The sequence below is a fragment of the Pseudomonas sp. P65(2024) genome (genome assembly GCF_057480955.1).
The window spans coordinates 378703-393084 of the sequence record NZ_JBLIYX010000003.1; the positions used below are offsets into that span (position 1 = coordinate 378703).

Sequence of the window (14382 nt, forward strand, 5' to 3'; positions counted from 1 at the left end):
GGTATTGGCGTGTGCGCGATCCGTGCTCCTGCGTGCTTCTGCGAAAGTCACTTTCGAGAAGAGCATGATTGCTGTGATTCACTCCCGACGTTTATCCCCCAAGGCCCGGACCCTGCTTCTGGGATGCCTGGCCAGCCCCCTGGCACTGGCCGAAAACACGCCCCTGGTCCTCGACCAGCAGATCGTCGTCGCGCCTTCGGTGGAGTCGACCAACGTCGCCGCCATGGCCCAGTACGGCAGCAAGGTCGAGATCGTCAGCCGTGAGCAGATCGAGCGCGCCGGCCCCGGCGCCGACATCACCCGGGTGATGCAGATGTTCATCCCTGGCTTCTACGTCGCGCCGAAGAACGGCCCGTTCGACTACGGCACCTATTCGCTGCTCGGCGGGCGTAACGACGACACCCTGATCCTGCTCGACGGCGTGCGCTTGAACAACCGCCTGTACGGCGGCCTGTACCTGGACACCCTGCCGGCCAACGCGGTGGAGCGCATCGAGGTGCTCAAGGGCGGCCAGAGCCTGTTATTCGGTACCCAGGCGGTGGCCGGGGTGATCAATATCGTCACCCGCAGCCCGCAGAGCCGCGAGGCTTCGGGTGAGGTCAACCTGGGCCTGGACAGCTTCGCCGGCAGCAGCAAGGACGCCCGCGTCGAGCGGATCTTCAGTAACGGCTTCGGCGACCTGGGCCTGCTGGCCTATGTCAGCCACAACGTCTCCGACGGCTACCAGCCGTTTCGCAACCGCGACTACAGCGGCAACGTCAGCGACAAGAAACGCGGTTACGAGGTGACCACCTTCGGCGGCAAGGCGGTCCAGGCCTTCGGCGACGATGCGCGGCTGGAACTGTTCTACCAGTACACCGACGCCAACCTTGATTTCGCCCGGCCAGTGAACAACTACAAGACCACCAATGACCGCGTGCAGCAGATCGCCACGGCGACCTTCGAGCAGCGCCTCAACGAGCGCCTGAGCTACTTCATCAAGGGCCACGTCAACGATTGGACACCCGCTACACCCGCATCAACAACCGTGACGATGGCAGCCGTAACGTGGTCAACCACAACGACTACTGGGGTTTCACCGACTGGGGCGTGCAGGCCGAGGGCAAGGCCGAACTCGACGGCGGCCATGTGCTGGTGTTCGGTTCCGACAACCAGTGGTTCAAGGGCCAGGACGATGTGCTGGTGATCGACGACAACAAGGCCCAGGCCAATGCGCTGTATGCCCAGCTGCGGCCCAGGATCGAGGCCTTGCCGGACTGGCACCCGAGCCTTGGCGTGCGCCACGAGGCCATGAGCGGCGGCGACAGCGCCACCGTCGGCATGCTTACCTCGCTGTACGACCTGAACGACAACTGGCAACTGCGTGGCCAGTACGGCAGCGCCTACAAGCTGCCCAACGCCGAGCAGCTGTTCGTCAACGAGCCCGGCGACGAGATCGGCAACCGCGACCTCAAGCCCGAGAAGAGCCGCAACGCCGAGCTTGGCCTGGACTACCACGGCCTGCTGCTGGCGCGCGAATTCAGCGTCAGCGTCACCGTGTTCCGGCGCAAGATCACCGACCTGATCACCCTGGACGGCAGCCAGTGGGTGAACGGCCAGGGCCAAGTGCAGATGCGGGGTTTCGAGGCCGATGCACGTATCCAGCTCGACGACCAATGGAGCCTGCAGGCCGACATGACCCGTAACCTCACCGAGTCGCGCACCGGGGCGACGATCAACGACGTGCCGAGTTTTTTCGCCCGCTCGCGGCTCGGCTACGAATCGGCGGACCGCATGTGGGGTGCCGGAGGGGCCATTCGCTACATTCGCGATGTGGTCAGCTCCAAGGGCGTCGAGTACGGCCATTACTCGGTGGTCGACGTCGATGCCTACCGCTACCTGGACGGTGCCCGCCAGCACCGGTTGAGCCTGCTGGTGGAGAACCTGTTCGACCGCGACTATGTCACCAGCCGGGCGAGTAACGTCGACAATCTCGGACGGCCGTTCACCAGCGAACTGCGGTACACCTACACCTTCTGAGGGGCGTGAGCATGGACTACCAGCGCGTGTTGTTCGTCGGCCCTGGCCTGGGCGTTGGCTCTGCGGCCGAAGCCTTTGGCGCCGAGGTCCGCGACCTGCGTGGCCGCGAGGCGGGCCGGGATATCGTAGATACCCTGGAGGGCTTCGATGGGCTGTGGGTGGTTATCCGCGAGGCCCTTGACCAGGGTGTTGAGCGCTTGCTGGTAGTGGACCTGGAACCCACCTCGGACAGCGCCTACCTTGACTGGCTACGCGATGAGCTGGGGCGTCTGGCGCAAGGTCGGGCCGGTGTCTGGGTCACGGCCCAGGCCTTGGGCCGTCGCGGCCTGGACGCGCGGGCGGCCTGTGCCAGCATCGGTGAGCACACCCGCCACCTGCCGTGCGATCAGGTCAACGCGGTGGCCAGCGATCCGGACTGGTCGCGTGTGCCCGAGCATGCCCGCCAAGTGTTCCTGTGCACCGGCCCGCGCTGTGTGCGGCGCGGTGCCTTGCCGTTGTGGAAACGCCTGCGCCGGCGGCTGCTGGACCATGACTTGATCGAGACGCCGGGCGGCGTGCTGCTGACTCGCACTGGTTGCCAGTTCCCCTGCAACCTGGGGCCAGTACTGACGGTGCACCCGGACGGCTGCTGGTATCGGGTACGTGATGATCGGGAGGTGGAGGAATTGGTGGAAATGCATCTACAGGGCGCAAGGATCGCCGAAAGACTGCTGATCAAAGGAGGGGCTGGCGATGCGTAGCGCCTGGCTGCTGTCGTTGGTCTTGTGCTGTGGCACACCGGTCCTGGCCGACAGCTATCGCAACTGTGGGCAGGACTGGCAACGGCCCGCTGCGGCGCCTGCGCGTATCGTCGCCCTCAACCAGCACGCGGCCGACCTGCTGCTCGCCCTCGGCGCCGGGCCATCGATGGTCGGCGTGGCCTACCTGGACGACAACGGCGCCGCCTACACGCAGGGCCGCTACCAGGGCGTGCCGGTGATCGCCCGGGAGTACCCGGCCAGCGAGGTGCTGTATGCGCAAAGGCCTGACCTGGTGGTCGGCGGATTCGCCTCGGCCTTTGGCGACGGGGTCAGCTCGCGAACTCGGCTGGCCGGCAACGGGATCTCCAGCTATTTGCTTGAATCGGCCTGTGCCGGCCATTCGCTGGATTACTACGCCCATGTCCGGCGTGACCTGACCCTCCTCGGCGAGCTGCTGGGCCGGCAGGCAAGGGCCCAGGCGCTGATCGAAGCGATGGACGCGGACCTGGCGCGGGCCAGGGCGATTGTTGCGAACGGCAGGCCGTTGTCGGTGTTCTACCTCGACAGTGAGGTCCGGGGGCTGGACAGCGAAGGCGGGCGGGGTTTCGTCACGCCGTTGCTGGCCGCCGCCGGAGCGCGCAACGTGCTCGGTGGGCTTGACCAGTATCGCGTGACAGTCAGCCGCGAGTCGCTGCTGAGCAGCGATCCCGATGTGATCGTGCTGGCCGACGCCCTGTGGTCGCCGGCCAGTCGCAAGCGTCAGTTGCTGACCCGCGACCCGGTGCTCTCGAGCCTGCGGGCGGTGCGCGAGAACCGCTTGATCGATATCCCATTCACTGAGTTGGTGCCGACGCCGGCCAGCGGGCGGGTGGCCCTGGAGCTGGCGCAGCGGCTCAGGGAAATGGCTATTCCATAGCTGGCCTACTCGCCGATGACCAACTGTCGCGCCAACTGGTTGTGACGCTCCAGCACCCGCGGCAGGTCGACGGTGGTGATGCGTCCGTCCTGCACCACCACGCGCCCGTTGATCACGCTGGTGTCGACATGGGTCGGGGTACAGAACACCAGCGCTGCCAGCGGGTCATGCAGGGCGCCGGCATAGGCCACATGACCCAGGTCGAAGGCCACGAAGTCGGCGACCATGCCTGGGGCGAGGGCGCCGATATCGTTGCGGTTGAGTACCTTGGCACCGCCCAGGGTGGCGATCTCCAGCGCCTCGCGGGCGGTCATCGCATCTGGCCCGAAACCGACCCGTTGCAGCAGCAGCGCCTGGCGCACCTCGCCGATCATGCTGGCGCCGTCGTTGGACGCCGAACCATCGACCCCCAGGCCCACCGGCACGCCGTGGTCGCGCATCTTGCGGATAGGCGCGATACCCGAAGCCAGGCGCATGTTCGAGCACGGGCAGTGGGCGACGCCGGTGCCGGTGCGGGCGAACAGCTCGATGCCATGCTGGTCGAGCTGCACGCAGTGGGCGTGCCACACGTCGTGGCCGACCCAGCCCAGGTCCTCGGCGTACTCGGCCGGGGTCATGCCGAACTTCTCGCGGCTGTAGGCGATGTCGTTGACGTTCTCCGCCAGGTGGGTGTGCAGCGACACGCCATACTGACGGGCCAGCACCGCCGCCTCGCGCATCAGGTCGCGGCTGACCGAGAACGGCGAGCAGGGCGCCACCACCACACGCAGCATCGAGCCGTGGCGGGCATCGTGGTAGTCCTCGATCAGACGCTGCGACTCCTTGAGGATGTCGCTTTCCTTCTCTACCACCGAATCCGGCGGCAGGCCGCCCTGGCTGCGGCCGACGCTCATGCTGCCGCGGGCGGCGTGAAAGCGCATGCCGATCTGCTCGGCGGCGTGGATGCTGTCGTCGAGCTTGCAACCGTTGGGGTAGATGTACAGGTGGTCGCTGGAAGTGGTGCAGCCCGAGAGGATCAGCTCGGCCATGGCGGTCTGGGTCGATACCGAGATCATCTCCGGGGTCAGCCGCGCCCAGATCGGGTAGAGGTTGGTCAGCCAGTTGAACAGCTCGCCGTCCTGGGCCGCTGGCACCACGCGGGTAAGGCTCTGGTACATGTGGTGGTGGGTGTTGACCAGGCCAGGGATGACCACCTTGCCGGTCATGTCGAGGATCACGTCGGCGTGCTGTGGCAGGGTATCGCTGGGGCCGACCTGCTTGATCACGTTGTCTTCGATGTAGAGCCCGCCGCGTTTGATCTCGCGGCGCTCGCCGTCCATGGTCACCAGCAGTTCGGCGTTCTTGACCAGTAGTGTCTTGGGCATGAGGGTCCCCTCCCGGTTGGGGTGTGTTTTCTGAGTGTAGGGAGGCACCCGGCGTTCGCACCGGGCGCGACTGAGCTGTCAGGCGCGGCGAGGCCGGGCGTCGAAAGCTGGGGCGAACGATGTGCCGTGCACGCGTAGCGCCGGTGAGGGCATTGGCAGCGTGTGGGCAGACGGTAGCAGGACGGATGCGGCGTTCAGGACGCACGGCATTCGAGCAGGAAACCCGATGAGGGTGGGCGGTAGCGGATGTCGCATGGCTTGTGCCTGTCGCAATACGCAACGGCGATGACCGTTGTCGTAGGCGCCGCGTAGTGTAAACAGAATTGCTTTTTTTTGTATACGGGATATTTGCTGGCGAGCCCACGAGTGCCATGAAGACGGCGTGGGCGATGGGGCACTGCATGCTTGATGCCGATATGCCAGTATGCGACTGTCTCGCTGCCGACTACGCTGTGGCCGGCATGTTCGCATTGGCTGATTACACTGTGGAAATCACCACACGGGGAGTACCTGGAATGGGCTGCGCGTTGATCGAGCATGCGCCAAGGCGGGTGTCTGCGGGGGGCAGGCATTGATGAACAACCATGGCCGGAGTATTTCCCTGCAGTGGCTGGTGGCGCTGGCGATCATGCTGGGCATGCTGGCGCTTGGCTCGGCCCTGGCCTGGCAGGGTTACCTGGGTGTGCGCCAGACGCTGGTGGCCGCCGCTGGTGATGCCGCCCAGCAGGTCGGCAGGACCATCGACGAGCGCGCCCGGCGCCTGGTCGATCCGGTGCAGAGCAGTATCCGCCTGCTGGCCTTCGATGGCTCTGCGGGCACAATGGCGCAGCACCTGGAGCGCCTGCCGCAACTGGTCGAGACCCTGCGCGCCAATCGCATGCTCAGTGCTGCCTACCTTGGTTATCCCAATGGCGAGTTCCTGCTGGTCCGTCGCCTGCGTGATCCACAGTTGCTTCAGCGCTTCGCGGCCCCGGCGAATACGACGTTCCTGGTGCAGACCGTCAGCCTTGGCGCAGACGGTGCGTTGCACGGCGAATGGCGTTTCTATGACCAGGCAATGACCCTGCTGCTGCAACAGCCCAAACCGGATTATCGCTACGATCCGCGCCAACGGCCTTGGTTCGTCGAAGCCTCGGCGCAATCCACCACTGTGCTCACCCGCCCTTATGTGTTCTTCACCACCCGCGAGATCGGCCTGACCATGGCCCAGCGTAGCGTCGATGGCGCGGCGGTGATTGGCATGGACGTCTCGATCACCGACCTGGCCAGCGAGAGCCGCGACCTGCGCATGACCGCCGGCACCGAGATCGCCGTGGTCGATGACCAGGGCAGCGTGGTGGCTTATCCGGACCTGCAACGGGTGATCGTTCGCGAGGGCGACGCGGTGCGTCTGTCGCGCATTGATGAGCTGGGTATTGCCAGCCTTGCGCGGGTCCACACCGATGCTCTCCAAGGTACGCGTCCACAGGCGTACCAGGTCGAGGGGAAGACCTGGTACGGCATGCGCGTGCCGCTGACCACCGTGGCCGGGCAGGACCTGCAGCTGCTGATCGCCGTGCCGGCCCATGAGCTGCTAGCCGGAGCGCGCCAGGTGCTGTTCGAGCAACTGCTCTGGGCCGCGGCGCTGGCGGCCGTGCTGTTGCTGCTTGGTGGCTTGCTGGGCCGGCGTATCGGTCGCCCGCTGCGGCGGCTCACCGAGCAGGTGCAGGGCCTGGCCGGTTTTGATTTCAGCCGCGAGGTGGGGGTGCTCTCGCGGGTCTCGGAGGTGCGTGAGCTGAGCCGGGTGCTGAGCCGCATGTCCGGTACCATCCGCAACTTCCAGGCGATCACACTCACCCTCAGCCGCGAGACCCAGCTCGAACGCATGCTCGACAGCGTGCTCAACCATCTGGTGGCCGCCGCCAGCGCCAGTGCCGGTGCGGTGTACCTGTACGACGCGGACAACGCTCGCCTGCGCCTGGCCGCGGCCTGCCGGGCACAGGACTATCCGGGAGAGCTGGCGGTCCACGAAGAGGATCATCAGGATCTGGCCAGCGCCGTGACCCAGGCCCTGTCGTTGCAGGGGCGCAGCCTGGCGGTGGTACTCAACGACCGTGGCCAGGCGCTGCTCGGCATCCTGGTGCTGCAACTGGAGAACGAACATGCAGGGCAGGCGTTCCGGCGTTTCGTCGACGAGTTGTCCGGCGCCGCCGCCATGGCCATCGAGACGCGTCAGCTGATCGAGTCCCAGCAGCGCCTGCTGGATGCCATGATCAAGCTGCTGGCCGATGCCATCGACGCCAAGAGCCCCTATACCGGCGGCCATTGCGAGCGCGTGCCGCAGCTGGCGCAGATGCTCCTGGACCAGGCCGTTCAGGCCGACAGCGGCCCCTATGCCGCCTTCACCATGAACGAGGCCGAGCGCTATGAGTTTCGCGTGGCCGCCTGGCTGCACGATTGCGGCAAGATCACCAGCCCCGAGTACGTGGTGGACAAGGCGACCAAGCTCGAGACCTTGTACAACCGCATCCACGAGGTGCGGATGCGCTTCGAAGTGCTCTGGCGCGACAGCGAGATCGCCTATTGGCAAAGCGTGGCCAATGGCGACGACGAGGCGGTGCTGCGACGCCAGCTGGAACAAAGCCGGGCCGAGCTGCAGGACGAGTTCGCCTTCGTCGCCAACGCCAATATTGGCGGCGAGTTCATGCAGGAGGCCGACATCGAGCGCCTGCGCCTTATCGGCCAGCGCCGCTGGCTGCGGCACTTCGACAACCGCCTGGGCATCTCCCGCGACGAGGCCGCGTGCTTCGCCGACACGCCACCCGCGCCCTTGCCGGTGGAGGAGCCGCTGCTTGCCGACCGCGACGAGCACCAGGTGCCCTGGGGACCGCGCAAGCCACCGGTGGCCAAGGACGATCCGCGTAACTGCTGGGGCTTCGATATGCACCTGCCGGCCCATGCCAGCAACCACGGCGAACTGTACAACCTGTCGATCCGCCGGGGCACGCTCAACGACGAGGAGCGCTTCAAGATCAACGAGCACATCGTGCAGACCATCATCATGCTCAGCGCCTTGCCGTTTCCGCGTCAGCTGCGGCGTGTGCCGGCGATTGCCGGCAACCACCACGAGAAGATGGACGGCAGCGGCTATCCACGCCGGCTCGGCCAGGACGCGCTGGGCATTCCCGAGCGGGTGATGGCGATCGCCGACATTTTCGAGGCGCTGACGGCGGCGGATCGGCCGTACAAGGCGCCCAAGACCTTGTCCGAGTCGGTGAAGATCCTGGTCTTCATGGCGCGTGACAACCATCTCGACGGGCAGTTGCTGCGGCTGTTTCTCAGCTCCGGCGTGTACCGGCAGTATGCCGAGCAGTTCCTGCGCCCCGAGCAGATCGACGAGGTGGACGTGGCCTACTGGCTGACGCAACTGTAGGCGTTGCCGGGCCTGTCAACGCAGGCGCCGGTTCCAGTCGCCCCCGTGATCGCGCCAGCAGGCTTCCTCGCTGTCGAAACGCACGTGCCAGGCCACATGATCCAGCACGATTCCAGCATCCGCCAGCGCCTGGGCCGTCAGCGCGATCATCCGCGCCTTGTCCGCGCCGGCCAGGGCCCGGGCCTTGTCGGTGTCGTCGGTGAAGACCCAGGTGATGCGCAGGCTGGCGGGGAAGTCGTCGAGGTCTACCTGGTGGGTGAGCCAGGCGAAGCCGACGATCTCGCCCTGGGCGGTGGCGCAGGCTTCGGTCAGGCAGGCGACCATTTCCCGCTCCAGGCGCGCCAAGGCACGTTTGCCTGTAGCCATCAGACGTTGTCGATCTGCTGGCAGAAGCGAAGTCGGTTGCCGAACGGGTCGACCACCTGCATTTCCAGGCCCCAGTCGACCGCCTCGGCTTGTGGGCGCGCATAGCCATAGCGCTTGGCCATGAGCTCGCCCTCCAGGGCCTTGAGGTCCTCGACCCGGGCGAACACCGCCGCGCCCGGCGTAGCGTCGCCGTGGTGCTCGGACAGGTGCAGGATCAGGCCGTCGCGGTGAACCTGCATGTACAGCGGCAGGTCCGGGGCAAACCGGTGTTCCCAGTCGAGCTGGAAACCGAGGAAATCGAGGTAGAACTCCCGGGCTTTGTCGACCGAGAAGATCCGCAGGATCGGAATGGCGGGGGCGAATTGCATGAGGGCGTCCTTGGCTCGAAAAAGGGCAGGGTGGTCACTTTAGCGCAGTTCGCCACGGAGGCTGGCACTTGAATTGCGCACCGGGGCGTAGCCGCTCTGGGCCGCAGCCTCGCGGCGTGACTGGCGGTCCGAAAGTTTCATCATCGTTCATCTGCGCAGTTGGCCCGTTCCCTGCTATATCCCCTCAGCGAATATTGATCGAGCGGTCAGCCCGGCGTGCCCGAAAGCCCCCCGCGCTTGACCCTCAATCCGGCCGCCAGGCCACGGATTTCAGGGGTTCCAGGATGTCGTTGGCGCAACAGATCGACCCACCGCAGGCAGACCCGGGCTGGAGCGCCCATCTGCAGTTGCGCTTTGTCCAGCGTGAAGGCGTGACCCGCCTTGGTGCGCGCCGTCATGTCGGACCTCTTTTGGTGCAGCGGCCGTTCTATCCGGAGGGCGCACCGTGCCATGTCTATGTGCTGCACCCGCCCGGGGGGATCGTCGCCGGTGACCGGCTGGAACTGGACATCCACCTGGAGGCCGGCAGCCACGCCTTGCTGACCATGCCAGGCGCCAGCAAGTTCTACCGCAGCATCGGCCCCACCGCACGGCTGGCCCAGCGCTTTCACCTCGCCGCCGGCAGCACCCTGGAGTGGCTGCCCCAGGACAGCATTTTCTTCAACGGCGCCCGAGCCCGCCTGGACAGCCGTTTCACCCTCGAGCCCGGTGCCCGCTTGCTGGCCTGGGAGACGCTGTGCCTGGGCCGCCCGGTGATGAACGAACGCTTCGAGCAGGGCGCCCTGGACAGCCGGCTACTTATCGAATTGCCTGGTGAGCCCGGGCTGCACGAGCGCCTGCGTATCGAAGGCGGGCAACTGGACAAACTGGCCGGGCACCCGCTGGTCGCCACGTTCTGCGCCGCGCCGGCCGACCAGGCGCTGCTTGAGCAGGTACGCCAGGCCCTCGACGAACTGGCCACGCCCGCCGGCGCGACCCTGCTCGGCCCGCTGCTGGTGATCCGCCTGCTCGACCACGACAACCAACACCTGCAACGCAACCTGCAGCGCCTCTGGCACCTGCTGCGCCCGGCCGTGCTCGGCCTGGCGCCGTGCCCGCCGCGCATCTGGGCCACCTGAAGAGAGCCGCCATGGAGCTGACCCCGCGAGAGAAAGACAAACTGCTGCTGTTCACCGCCGCCTTGCTGGCCGAGCGGCGTCTGGCCCGTGGCCTGAAACTCAATTACCCGGAAGCGGTGGCACTGATCAGCGCCGCCGTGCTCGAAGGCGCCCGCGATGGCCGCACGGTGGCCGAGCTGATGAGCCTGGGCCGCGAGGTGCTGGTGCGCGAGCAGGTGATGGCTGGCGTGCCGGAGATGCTGCACGACGTCCAGGTCGAGGCGACCTTCCCCGACGGCACCAAGCTGGTGACCGTGCATGAACCCATCGTTTGAGGAGGCCGGCATGATCCCCGGAGAAGTCCAGGTCGCCGAGGGCGACATCGAACTCAACGTTGGCCGCCAGACCCTCAGCGTGAGCGTGGCCAACCATGGCGACCGTCCGGTGCAGGTGGGCTCGCACTATCATTTCTACGAAGTCAACGACGCCCTGGTGTTCGAGCGCGAGCCGACCCGTGGCTTTCGCCTGGATATTGCGGCCGGCACCGCGGTGCGCTTCGAGCCGGGACAGGCCCGCACCGTGCAACTGGTGGCCTATGCCGGCAAGCGCGAGGTGTACGGCTTTCAGGGCAAGGTGATGGGCGCGCTGGAGGGCAAGGCATGAGCCGTATTTCCCGTCGGGCCTACGCCGACATGTTCGGGCCCACTGTCGGCGACCGCGTGCGCCTGGCCGACACCGCGCTGTGGGTGGAGGTGGAGAAGGACTTCACGATCTATGGCGAAGAGGTCAAGTTCGGCGGCGGCAAGGTGATCCGCGACGGCATGGGCCAGGGCCAGATGCTGGCGGCCGAGGCCATGGACCTGGTGCTGACCAACGCGTTGATCATCGACCACTGGGGCATCGTCAAGGCCGATATCGGCGTCAAGCACGGCCGTATCGCCGCCATCGGCAAGGCCGGCAACCCTGATGTGCAGCCCGGCGTGACGGTGCCGGTAGGGCCGGGCACCGAGGTGATCGCCGCCGAAGGCAAGATCGTCACCGCAGGCGGCATCGACTCGCATATCCACTTCATCTGCCCGCAGCAGGTGGACGAGGCGTTGACCAGCGGCGTGACCACCTTCATCGGCGGCGGCACCGGGCCGGCCACCGGCACCAACGCCACCACCTGCACCCCCGGCCCCTGGTACCTAGCGCGCATGCTCCAGGCCGCAGACTGCCTGCCGATCAACATCGGCCTGCTGGGCAAGGGCAACGCCTCGCGCCCCGAGGCCCTGCGCGAGCAAATTGCTGCCGGCGCCGTGGGCCTCAAGCTGCACGAGGACTGGGGCTCGACGCCCGCCGCCATCGACTGCTGCCTGGGCGTGGCCGAGGAGATGGACATCCAGGTGGCGATCCACACCGACACGCTCAACGAGTCGGGTTGCATTGAGGACACCCTGGCCGCCATCGGCGAGCGCACTATTCACACCTTCCACACCGAAGGGGCAGGTGGCGGCCACGCGCCGGACATCATCCGCGCGGCGGGGCAGGCCAACGTGCTGCCGTCCTCGACCAATCCGACGCTGCCCTACACCGTGAACACGGTAGACGAGCATCTCGACATGCTCATGGTCTGCCACCACCTGGACCCGAGCATCGCCGAGGACGTGGCTTTCGCCGAGTCGCGCATCCGCCGCGAGACCATCGCCGCCGAGGATATCCTCCACGACATGGGCGCCTTCGCCATGACCTCGTCCGACTCCCAGGCCATGGGCCGGGTCGGCGAGGTGGTGCTGCGCACCTGGCAGGTGGCGCACCAGATGAAGCTGCGCCGTGGCCCGCTGGCGCCGGATGGCGCCTACAGCGACAACTTCCGGGTCAAGCGCTACATCGCCAAGTACACCCTCAACCCGGCGCTGACCCATGGCATCGCCCACGAGGTCGGTTCGGTGGAGGTGGGCAAGCTCGCCGACCTGGTGTTGTGGGCGCCGGCGTTCTTCGCGGTCAAGCCGGCGCTGGTGCTCAAGGGCGGGATGATCGCCACGGCGCCAATGGGCGATATCAACGGCTCGATCCCGACCCCGCAACCGGTGCACTACCGGCCTATGTTCGGCGCCCTGGGCGCGGCGCGGCATGCCACGCGCATGACCTTTCTGCCCCAGGCCGCCCTGGACCGTGGCCTGCCCCATGAGCTGAAGCTGCAGAGCCTGATCGGCGTGGCCCATGGCTGTCGGCGGGTGCGCAAGGCCGACATGGTCCACAACACCCTGCAACCGCTGATCGAGGTCGATGCCCAGACCTACCAGGTGCGCGCCGACGGCGAGTTGCTGGTGTGCGAGCCGGCCCACGAGCTGCCGCTGGCGCAGCGCTATTTCCTGTTCTGAAGGAGCGAACATGATTGTCCTCACCCGTCGCATCACCCAAGCCGGCGCCATCACCGGCACCGTCACCCTCGATGTCGACAGCCGCATCAAGAGCCGTCTGCGCGTCACCCTCGAGGATGGCCGCGAGGCCGGATTGATGCTCGAGCGCGGCCATCTGCTGCGTGGCGGCGAACTGCTGAGCGACGCCGAAGGCACTCAGGTAATCCAGGTACTGGCCGCGCCGGAGGCGGTGTCCACGGTGCGCTGCGCCGACCCGCACCTGCTGGCCCGCGCCGCCTACCACCTGGGCAACCGCCATGTGCCGCTGCAGATCGAGCCGGGCCTGTTGCGTTACCAGCACGACCATGTGCTCGACGACATGCTGCGCGGCCTGGGGCTGGAGGTGGTCGCCGAACAGGCGCCGTTCGAGCCCGAGGCCGGCGCCTACCAGAGCGCGCCACACGGACATTCCCACGGCCACGCCCATCCGTTCGTTCGTTTGCCTGCCCATTCCTGACCTCACCCTGGAGCCCACAATGAAAAAGACTTTCGCCCTGGTACTGCTGATGGTGGCCCTGCCGGCCTTCGCCCACCCCGGCCACGACGCCAACCCGTTGCAGGACGGCCTGCTGCACCCGCTGACCGGCCTCGATCACCTGCTGATGCTGCTCGGTACCGGCGTGCTCGCCGCCCTGACCCGACGCAACCTGGCCCTGCCGTTGGCGACCCTGGCGGCGATGTTTGGTGGCGCGGTGTGCGGCCATCTGTTCGGCGACGTGGTTGGTATGGAGCAGATGATCCTCGGCTCGCTGCTGGTGGCCGCCGCCGCCATGCTGCTGCCGAGCCGCCAGTTGCTGCTGTCGCTGATCATGCCGGTGTTCGCCCTGTTCCACGGCTGGGCCCACGGCGTGGAAGCCACCCCCAGCGCGTTCTGGCAGTTCAGCGCCGGCTTCGTCACGGTCAGCGGCCTGCTGCTGGCGGTGGGCTTCGGCGTCGGCTGCCTGCTGCGTCGTCATGCCGGCCTGCAGAAAGCCTTTGGCGGCGGCCTGCTGGCCGGTGCCGCCCTGGTGCTGGCCGGCTGATGACCAGCGACCTGGCGTTGCTGCGCCTGTTGCAGCTGGCCAGCCCCGGCCTGCCCGTGGGCGGCTTCACCTACTCGCAAGGCCTGGAGTGGGCCGTGGAAGCCGGCTGGGTGAAGGGTGCCAAGGGCTTCGCGGCCTGGCAGCGCGAGCAGTTGCGCGACACCCTCGGCCATCTCGATTGGCCGCTGCTGGCACGCCTTTACCGGGCATGCCAGGCAGACGATGCCGATGCCTTCGCCCACTGGAGCCTGTTCCTGCTGGCCAACCGCGAGACTGCCGAACTGCGCCTTGAAGAGCGCCAGCGCGGCAGCGCCCTGGCACGCCTGCTCGATGGCTGGCAACTGGCGCAGGCTCCGGCCTGGCGCGCCAGCCTCGAACTCAGTCAGTTGGGCGGCATGGCCTGGCTCGGCGCGCATTGGTCGATTCCTCTGCGCCAGCTCGCCCTGGGCCATGGCTTCGCCTGGCTGGAAGGGGCGGTGATGGCGGGGGTGAAGCTGGTGCCGTTCGGCCAGCAGGCCGCCCAGACCTTGCTGCGTGACCTGGGCGAGGAGCTGCCCGCGGTGCTCGATCATGCCCTGGCCCTCGACGACGACCAGCTCGGCGGCGGTCTGCCGCTGCTGGCCATCGCCTCATCGCGTCACGAAACCCAATACACCCGTTTGTTCCGTTCCTGAGG

Annotated in this window: 13 protein-coding genes and 1 pseudogene; 11 read left to right on the forward strand and 3 right to left on the reverse strand. The window is 67.0% G+C overall.

The window, feature by feature from the left end:
* The first annotated feature begins 64 nt into the window (after positions 1 to 64).
* From AC25MA_RS07165 to AC25MA_RS07175, 3 genes and pseudogenes are all read left to right on the forward strand, one after another.
* Positions 65 to 2019, forward strand: a pseudogene (locus AC25MA_RS07165) (TonB-dependent receptor plug domain-containing protein).
* A gap of 11 nt (positions 2020 to 2030) precedes the next feature.
* Positions 2031 to 2759, forward strand: a complete 729-nt coding sequence (locus tag AC25MA_RS07170; RefSeq protein WP_036985845.1) for a hypothetical protein — start codon at positions 2031 to 2033, stop codon at positions 2757 to 2759.
* A complete protein-coding gene (locus AC25MA_RS07175) occupies positions 2752 to 3675 on the forward strand; it encodes an ABC transporter substrate-binding protein (protein ID WP_280093145.1) in 924 nt (307 codons plus the stop codon). Before AC25MA_RS07170 ends, AC25MA_RS07175 begins: the two co-directional genes overlap by 8 nt.
* A 5-nt stretch (positions 3676 to 3680) precedes the next feature.
* Here the strand turns inward: AC25MA_RS07175 and AC25MA_RS07180 are convergent, their stop codons facing one another.
* Positions 3681 to 5039 carry an 8-oxoguanine deaminase gene (locus AC25MA_RS07180; RefSeq protein WP_028689436.1) on the reverse strand — a complete coding sequence of 453 codons (1359 nt, stop codon included), beginning with the start codon at positions 5037 to 5039 and terminating at the stop codon, positions 3681 to 3683.
* A gap of 574 nt (positions 5040 to 5613) precedes the next feature.
* Between AC25MA_RS07180 and AC25MA_RS07185 the strand changes: the two genes are divergently transcribed.
* On the forward strand, positions 5614 to 8451 hold the full coding sequence (locus AC25MA_RS07185) for an HD domain-containing phosphohydrolase (protein ID WP_069017711.1): 2838 nt from the start codon (positions 5614 to 5616) through the stop codon (positions 8449 to 8451).
* A gap of 15 nt (positions 8452 to 8466) precedes the next feature.
* Here the strand turns inward: AC25MA_RS07185 and AC25MA_RS07190 are convergent, their stop codons facing one another.
* Together AC25MA_RS07190 and AC25MA_RS07195 are read right to left on the reverse strand one after the other, a co-directional pair.
* Entirely contained in the window at positions 8467 to 8820 is a 354-nt protein-coding gene (locus tag AC25MA_RS07190) for a hypothetical protein (protein WP_028689439.1), read from the reverse strand.
* The gene (locus tag AC25MA_RS07195; RefSeq protein ID WP_028689440.1) at positions 8817 to 9185 is read right to left on the reverse strand and encodes a glyoxalase superfamily protein; all 369 of its coding nucleotides are present in this window, start codon (positions 9183 to 9185) and stop codon (positions 8817 to 8819) included. Before AC25MA_RS07195 ends, AC25MA_RS07190 begins: the two co-directional genes overlap by 4 nt.
* A gap of 284 nt (positions 9186 to 9469) precedes the next feature.
* Between AC25MA_RS07195 and AC25MA_RS07200 the strand changes: the two genes are divergently transcribed.
* The 7 genes from AC25MA_RS07200 to AC25MA_RS07230 are packed head-to-tail and all read left to right on the forward strand — an operon-like array spanning position 9470 to position 14380.
* Positions 9470 to 10303, forward strand: a complete 834-nt coding sequence (locus AC25MA_RS07200; protein ID WP_028689441.1) for an urease accessory protein UreD — start codon at positions 9470 to 9472, stop codon at positions 10301 to 10303.
* 11 nt (positions 10304 to 10314) lie between these two features.
* Complete coding sequence (locus AC25MA_RS07205; RefSeq protein ID WP_038706005.1) at positions 10315 to 10617, forward strand: urease subunit gamma; 303 nt, start codon at positions 10315 to 10317, stop codon at positions 10615 to 10617.
* A 10-nt stretch (positions 10618 to 10627) separates the two neighbouring features.
* Complete coding sequence (locus AC25MA_RS07210) at positions 10628 to 10945, forward strand: urease subunit beta (RefSeq protein ID WP_028689443.1); 318 nt, start codon at positions 10628 to 10630, stop codon at positions 10943 to 10945.
* Positions 10942 to 12645: an urease subunit alpha gene (ureC, locus tag AC25MA_RS07215; RefSeq protein ID WP_028689444.1), complete on the forward strand. Its 1704-nt coding sequence runs from the start codon at positions 10942 to 10944 to the stop codon at positions 12643 to 12645. The genes AC25MA_RS07210 and ureC overlap by 4 nt, the downstream gene beginning before the upstream one ends.
* A gap of 10 nt (positions 12646 to 12655) precedes the next feature.
* Positions 12656 to 13141 (forward strand): urease accessory protein UreE, encoded by a 486-nt coding sequence (ureE, locus tag AC25MA_RS07220; RefSeq protein ID WP_028689445.1) that lies wholly within the window; start codon positions 12656 to 12658, stop codon positions 13139 to 13141.
* 19 nt (positions 13142 to 13160) lie between these two features.
* Positions 13161 to 13706: a HupE/UreJ family protein gene (locus AC25MA_RS07225; protein ID WP_062364237.1), complete on the forward strand. Its 546-nt coding sequence runs from the start codon at positions 13161 to 13163 to the stop codon at positions 13704 to 13706.
* Entirely contained in the window at positions 13706 to 14380 is a 675-nt protein-coding gene (locus tag AC25MA_RS07230) for an urease accessory protein UreF (protein ID WP_028689447.1), read from the forward strand. Before AC25MA_RS07225 ends, AC25MA_RS07230 begins: the two co-directional genes overlap by 1 nt.
* The last annotated feature ends 2 nt before the right edge of the window (positions 14381 to 14382 follow it).